This window comes from Kiloniella sp. (assembly GCF_048259265.1).
Taxonomy (GTDB): Bacteria; Pseudomonadota; Alphaproteobacteria; order Kiloniellales; family Kiloniellaceae; genus Kiloniella.
Window position 1 is genome coordinate 269,583 of the sequence record NZ_JBLXHT010000005.1, and the last position, 6,706, is coordinate 276,288.

At 46.0% G+C, this 6,706-nt stretch carries 9 protein-coding genes; 4 read left to right on the forward strand and 5 right to left on the reverse strand.

The features are described 5' to 3' along the window. Nucleotides 1-18: 18 nt before the first annotated feature. From hisF to hisB, 5 genes are all read right to left on the reverse strand, one after another. Nucleotides 19-780 (reverse strand): imidazole glycerol phosphate synthase subunit HisF, encoded by a 762-nt coding sequence (gene hisF, locus ACN0QW_RS10830; protein WP_299377750.1) that lies wholly within the window; start codon nucleotides 778-780, stop codon nucleotides 19-21. Nucleotides 781-885: 105 nt separating this feature from the next. Further along, a complete protein-coding gene (gene hisA / locus ACN0QW_RS10835; RefSeq protein ID WP_417431367.1) occupies nucleotides 886-1,626 on the reverse strand; it encodes a 1-(5-phosphoribosyl)-5-[(5-phosphoribosylamino)methylideneamino]imidazole-4-carboxamide isomerase in 741 nt (246 codons plus the stop codon). A gap of 12 nt (nucleotides 1,627-1,638) precedes the next feature. Beyond that, nucleotides 1,639-2,193: a GNAT family N-acetyltransferase gene (locus ACN0QW_RS10840; protein WP_417431369.1), complete on the reverse strand. Its 555-nt coding sequence runs from the start codon at nucleotides 2,191-2,193 to the stop codon at nucleotides 1,639-1,641. Beyond that, on the reverse strand, nucleotides 2,190-2,831 hold the full coding sequence (gene hisH / locus ACN0QW_RS10845) for an imidazole glycerol phosphate synthase subunit HisH (RefSeq protein WP_417431371.1): 642 nt from the start codon (nucleotides 2,829-2,831) through the stop codon (nucleotides 2,190-2,192). Before hisH ends, ACN0QW_RS10840 begins: the two co-directional genes overlap by 4 nt. A 53-nt stretch (nucleotides 2,832-2,884) precedes the next feature. Next, nucleotides 2,885-3,472 carry an imidazoleglycerol-phosphate dehydratase HisB gene (gene hisB, locus ACN0QW_RS10850; protein ID WP_417431373.1) on the reverse strand — a complete coding sequence of 196 codons (588 nt, stop codon included), beginning with the start codon at nucleotides 3,470-3,472 and terminating at the stop codon, nucleotides 2,885-2,887. A gap of 379 nt (nucleotides 3,473-3,851) precedes the next feature. Here hisB and hslV point away from each other — a divergent pair, with 379 nt between their 5' ends. The 4 genes from hslV (at nucleotide 3,852) to ACN0QW_RS10870 (ending at nucleotide 6,523) form a co-directional block, all read left to right on the forward strand. Beyond that, nucleotides 3,852-4,427 carry an ATP-dependent protease subunit HslV gene (hslV, locus tag ACN0QW_RS10855; protein ID WP_417431375.1) on the forward strand — a complete coding sequence of 192 codons (576 nt, stop codon included), beginning with the start codon at nucleotides 3,852-3,854 and terminating at the stop codon, nucleotides 4,425-4,427. Further along, entirely contained in the window at nucleotides 4,427-5,761 is a 1,335-nt protein-coding gene (gene hslU, locus ACN0QW_RS10860; protein WP_417431377.1) for an ATP-dependent protease ATPase subunit HslU, read from the forward strand. The genes hslV and hslU overlap by 1 nt, the downstream gene beginning before the upstream one ends. 35 nt (nucleotides 5,762-5,796) lie before the next feature. Then, nucleotides 5,797-5,988 (forward strand): DUF1737 domain-containing protein, encoded by a 192-nt coding sequence (locus ACN0QW_RS10865; RefSeq protein WP_417431379.1) that lies wholly within the window; start codon nucleotides 5,797-5,799, stop codon nucleotides 5,986-5,988. 184 nt (nucleotides 5,989-6,172) lie between these two features. Further along, complete coding sequence (locus ACN0QW_RS10870; RefSeq protein ID WP_417431381.1) at nucleotides 6,173-6,523, forward strand: hypothetical protein; 351 nt, start codon at nucleotides 6,173-6,175, stop codon at nucleotides 6,521-6,523. The last annotated feature ends 183 nt before the right edge of the window (nucleotides 6,524-6,706 follow it).

Below are 6,706 nucleotides of genomic sequence, written 5' to 3' on the forward strand. Positions count from 1 at the left end.
GTCTGATCCAATATTTGTCTAGACAGCTCTAACAGGGACACCTGCCTGTGCCATATGTTCTTTTGCTTCTGCGATACTATAGGTACCAAAGTGGAAAATCGATGCCGCGAGAACCGCAGTTGCATGACCTTCTTTGACCCCATCAACCAAATGATCGAGATTTCCAACGCCACCAGAAGCAATCACAGGGATACGCACAGCATCAGCAATCGCCCGGGTTAACGGTAAATTGTATCCCTGCTTGGTACCGTCACGGTCCATAGAGGTGAGAAGCAACTCGCCGGCACCATACCGTTCCATCTTTTGCGCCCATTCAACCGCATCCAGACCTGTTTCCTCGCGTCCGCCATGCGTGAAAATTTCATACTTACCCGGCGCAACCTGCTTTGCATCAATTGCAACAACAATGCACTGAGAGCCAAACTTTTCACTGGCTTCTTTGACAAATTCAGGATTGGTAACAGCGGTTGTGTTAATGGAAACCTTATCTGCCCCTGCAAGTAACAGACTTCTGATGTCTTCGAGTGTTCGAATGCCACCGCCAACGGTCAAGGGCATAAAGCACTCTTCAGCCGTTTGCGAAACCACATCCAGCATAATGTCCCGCTTTTCATGACTTGCGGTAATATCCAGAAAACAAAGCTCATCAGCGCCGGCTTTGTCATAAAGGCGTGCCTGTTCAACCGGATCACCAGCATCGCGCAATCCAACAAAATTCACGCCCTTTACAACGCGTCCGTCTTTCACATCAAGACAGGGAATTATTCTTGCCTTAAGCATTTAACACTCCGGAACTTCTGAGGTTTTCACCCCGTATATCAACTGTAATATCAAGCGGTTTACTGCCGATTACAAATGACAGTTTGGTTATGTCTTCAAACCACACTATTTCGCTTCAATAACACCAGAAGCAATAGAAAGTGCTTCTTTCGCATCAATGCGGCCATCATAAATAGATCGGCCGCAAATCACCCCTTCAATCCCCGCATCTTCAACCAGTTTTAACTGTTTGATATCCTCAACCGAAGCAACGCCACCAGATGCAATCACAGGAATAGAGATTGCCCGCGCCAAGTTGGCAGTTGATTCGACATTACAGCCTTGAAGCAAACCATCACGATCAATGTCGGTATAGACAATGGCGCTAACACCAGCGTCTTCAAACTTACGGGCCAGATCTGTTGCTTTTAGATCACTGGTTTCAGCCCAGCCCTCGGTCGCAACCATGCCACCACGTGCATCAATCCCGACAACGATTTTACCCGGAAATTTTTTACAGGCTTCCATAACCAGTTCTGGGTTTTTAACAGCCACAGTACCGAGAATAACACGTGTAACCCCAGCATCTAGCCACTGTTCGATGGTTTTGATATCGCGAATTCCGCCACCAAGTTGAGTGGGCATGGAAACCGTTTTTACGATTTTTTCCACGGCAGCACGGTTCACCGGACGCCCTTCAAAGGCACCGTTCAGATCAACCATATGAAGAAATTCAAATCCAGCATCTTCAAACTCTTTTGCCTGTGCTGCAGGATTAGAATTAAAAACAGTTGCTGTGTTCATTTCACCTTTCAATAGACGAACGGCTTCCCCATCCTTCAGATCAATTGCCGGAAATACGATCATGGTTCTTTATCCTCAGGAATTATTCAAAAGCTTGCTGTAATAGTGTCCGGCAACCCACTGGTCATCTACCTTGGCGTAGCTATGTTGCGTCCCCCAACGTGTAAAACCCAGTTGCTCATAGACCCTAATAGCCTGTTTCTGTGTTTCACGTACATCGAGGTTGAGAACACTTAATTGGCGTTCTTTCGCTGCAAGCTCGACCGCCTTGACCATCTGGGCAGCCAATCCGTGACCACGTGCCCAAGGTGCCAAAAAGAAGGAAGACAACTGACCTGAATGCGCCTGTGCTTCATTGTTTCTGGGCTGGCAATGCAGTTGGGCTGACCCACAGATAGTGTCATCAAGCCGCGCTACAAAAATTTGTCGTCCCGGTATCAACAGCGCGCCGCGCCAATGATTTTCCAGTGTATCGCGTTCGGGAACCCGCAACCATCCAAAGCCACCACCATCTTCAATAGCAGCTTCGGTCGCGTCGCAAAGATCATAGAGATCCGGTCCGCGAAATTCTATTAGTTCGTTCACCCCAACTGTAGGAGCACGATCTGGCATAGTAGGCGTTGCGTTCATGGTTTCCACTTCAGGAAATTGGCAAATAGACTCAAACCAGCAGCTTGAGATTTTTCAGGGTGAAATTGAGTACCAATCAAATTATCGCGTCCGATAACAGCAACAACTTTGTGACCATACTCAACTTCGGCAAGGATATGATCCCGGTTTTCAGGGATATAGTGATAGCTATGGACAAAGTAAATATGCGTCCCATCTTCAAGCCCGTTCAAAACAGGGTTCTTTTGCAGAACACATAATTCATTCCATCCCATGTGCGGGATTTTCAAGCTTTGGTCTGCCGGATCCATTTTGACAACTTCACCCGGGATCCAGCCCAAACCTTCGCAGTCTTTGTATTCGCGACCAACCGACGCCATAAGCTGCATACCAACACAAACCCCCATGAAGGGTTTACCACCTTGAATTACTTGTTCCTGAAGAACATCAACCATACCTTCAGCAGCGTTCAGCCCGCGCCAACAATCAGCAAAGGCCCCAACACCAGGTAGTACAATACGATCTGCTTTTCGTACCTGTTCCGGATCGCCTGTCACAACAACAGAGGTCCCTAGTCCAGTTTCGGTAGCAGCACGCTCAAAAGCCTTTGCGGCCGAGCGTAAATTTCCAGATCCATAGTCAATGATCGCGAGCGTCATTTTCAATGCCTCATTACGTTTACGTTGAAAAGTTTGCTATCAGTTCAGATTGATCAGAGCACGCCTTTGGTCGAAGGAACTTCATCTGCCTTGCGGGGATCAATCTCGATCGCTTCACGAATGGATCGCGCTAAAGCTTTGAAGCAGGATTCGACAATATGGTGATTGTTAAAGCCGTGAATCTGATCCACGTGCAATGTCATTCCCGCGTTAAAAGCAAAAGCCTGAAACCATTCTCGGAACAGTTCAGTATCCATATCGCCAATTTTATCGCGATCAAACGTCACATTCCAGACCAAATAAGGACGATTGGACAGGTCCAGTGCGACCCTGCTCAAAGCTTCATCCATGGGTAAAAGACATGAGCCATAGCGACGAATGCCTTTGCGATCACCCAAAGCCTGCTTAAAGACCTGTCCCAATGCAATGCCGACATCTTCAGCGGTGTGGTGAAAATCAATGTGCAAGTCACCCTTGGCGCGTAGCGTTATATCCATCAAGGAATGTCGAGAAAGCTGCTCGATCATATGATCAAGAAATCCAACACCTGTTTCCACATCATATTTACCGGAACCATCCAGATTAATGGTTGTCGTAATTTGCGTTTCGTTGGTGTTACGCTCGATACTTGCTTGCCGCACGGGGGTATCCTTCCCAATGACTGATCGGATGCATTGACCCAAAAGTCTATCCGTAAATTGTCCAAAATTGTATAGACGACTAAACGGCTTTTTCTCTAGTAAAGCCGCGGCTTTTGTAACAGGTCAGTCCCCCCGATGCCAGAGAGATTTAATCCATCACGCAGATTAAAACATCAGAGGTCTCTTTTTGACTAAAAACATTCTTTAATAGATCAAATAAATGACCCGCTGGTGTGGTTGTCATCCCCTGCCTTAGCTTGTATTACCTATGACTAGAAGACGATTACGAAAACAGGTTGCTGAAAAAGTGCATAATTTCACCTTTTCGCAGTACAAACATACTTTTCTCGTATGATCATCCCTTGACGTGAAGCAGTGAATGGACCATTTCAAAACAATGTCTGAACACGATCCAATTAAATGGCGCGGCACGACGATCTTGTCTGTCCGCAAAGGTAACAAGGTTGTTATAGCCGGCGATGGCCAAGTGAGCCTGGGCAACACCGTTATCAAAGCAAATGCACGTAAAGTACGTCGACTGGGCAAAGGCGATGTTATCGCTGGTTTTGCCGGGGCGACTGCCGATGCTTTCACTCTTTTTGAACGTCTGGAAGCTAAGCTGGAAAGCTATCCAAGCCAACTCACACGTGCTTGTGTAGAAATGGCAAAGGATTGGCGGACCGATCGCTATCTACGCAGACTTGAGGCAATGATGGTTGTTGCTGATGCCACAACGTCCTTGATTTTGACGGGTAACGGCGATGTTCTGGAACCAGAAGACGGATTGATGGGTATAGGATCTGGTGGATCTTTTGCTTTGTCAGCGGCAAAAGCCCTCATAGATATCGACGGCTTGGAAGCTGAAGAGATTGCCAGAAAATCTCTTGGTATTGCCGCTGATATCTGCGTTTTCACAAATTCCAATTTGATCGTCGAAAGTATGGACGCCAAATAATGACCGAAAATAACACTCAACACACCAGCGCCTTTAGCCCGCGTGAAATCGTCTCAGAGCTAGATCGCTACATCGTTGGCCAGAATGAGGCCAAGCGTGCTGTTGCCATTGCCCTGCGTAACCGCTGGAGACGTCAACAGCTTAGCGACGAGATGCGCGAAGAAGTCTTACCAAAAAACATCCTTATGATCGGCCCGACCGGGGTTGGTAAAACCGAAATCGCCCGCCGTTTAGCAAAACTTGCCAATGCCCCTTTCCTGAAAGTAGAAGCAACCAAGTTCACCGAGGTTGGTTATGTGGGCCGCGATGTTGAACAGATCATTCGTGATCTTGTTGATGCGTCCATTCTGTTAACAAAAGAAAGCCAACGTAAATCTGTTCGGGCAAAAGCGGAACAGAATGCAGAAAACCGCGTTCTTGATGCCTTGGTTGGCGATGGGTCAAGCGAAGAAACCCGACAAAAATTCCGGAAAATGCTCCGCGAGGGGCAGCTGAACGACAAAGAGATCGAAGTTGAAGTGACCGACCACGGTGGCATGCAGATGCCAACCATGGATATTCCCGGTATGCCGGGCGCAAGCATGGGTATGCTCAATCTGGGTGATATCTTTGGCAAAGGCTTTGGTCAAAAAACTAAAAAGCGCCGTCTGAAAGTCGAAGAATCTTATGAGCTTCTGATGACAGAAGAAAGCGACAAGCTGCTGGATGAAGAAAGCCTTGTCCAAGACGCCATCCGCAATGTTGAGCAGAACGGCATCGTATTCCTGGACGAGATCGACAAAATCACCATCCGTTCAGAACGATCCGGTGGCGATGTCAGCCGGGAAGGGGTTCAGCGCGATCTTCTGCCTTTGATCGAGGGAACAACCGTCAGCACCAAACATGGCGCAGTGAAAACCGATCACATTCTTTTCATCGCATCCGGTGCATTCCATCTGTCCAAACCATCAGATATGCTGCCAGAACTTCAGGGACGTTTGCCTATTCGCGTAGAGCTGAACGCCCTAAGCCGTGACGATATGAAGCGTATCCTCATGGAGCCGGAAAACAGCCTGATCAAGCAATATATTGCTTTGATGGGAACCGAAGAGCTAACGCTCTCCTTTGAAGATTCTGCGATTGATGCACTTGCTGATCTTGCAGCTGAAATCAATACTTCTGTTGAAAATATCGGTGCCCGCCGTCTTCATACCGTGCTTGAAAAATTGTTGGAAGAAATCTCTTTTACAGCGACAGACAGAAGCGGTGAAAGCGTCACAATCACAGCTGATGATGTAACAGAACAGGTATCTGGCCTCGCCAAAGATACTGATCTGTCGAAATTTATTCTCTAATTGCCCAGAACAAAGGCAAGAACAAAGGAAAGACGATGAAATTAGGGTATCGTTTTATCACGGGTAAGGACGACGATAAGTTTTGTAAACGCATCTCTCAGGCTTTGGAAGATGGATACCAGCTCTATGGGTCTCCATCTCTGACCTTCAACGGCGAAGATGTAATCTGTGGACAAGCTGTTATCTGGCCAGAGAACAAAGAGCCTGAAGGCAAAGAAAAAGACTAAGCATAAGCCAAAATTGGTGATCTTTCTTAGTCAGTGACGTTACAAAATGCAGGTGGATATTTCACCTGCATTTTTTCAACAAGCCAAAAGATAAAATAAGTATTTATCAGTAAAATTAGAGGCTATTGTCCTTGTATAATCGAAATGCTTGGCAGTATTTTCAATAATTTCAAAAACTTATCCTATGAAAAATATAGAAAAAATAAGTGAGATCGAAGCAGCTGTTTTAAAGTTTTGCGTAAAAATGAACGTTCCAAATTACGAGAATAAAACAGGATTATTTGATAATGTACACGTTATTGATCGTATCTTTAATGGAACCTCTTTTATGACTGAATTCGATAGGACTGAAGAACTAAAAGTTGGCAACGATGGCGATAATTACTTAATTAGTACCCTGGATGCAGTATTAAATAATTCAATCCCTTCCGGGTATATTGCGTATATAGAGAATGGCTATATAACCGCGTTAGAGGGCTTTACTTATGATGAAGAATGGCCAGACAACCTCCAAAACATCGAAGTTTCAGTCTAGCTTTAATTTATTACTTTCTCAGGTTTCTCGCTTGGTGAACGATAAACTTGTCTAGGGTGTGAACCCAATTCCATATCTTGCTGTGCCTGACTTTTTGTGATTCATAACTCCCAACTTAGGGAGTTTTAGATGGCACGATTTGATTTAAGCGACGCAGAATGGTTGGTTATTGAACCTTTATTA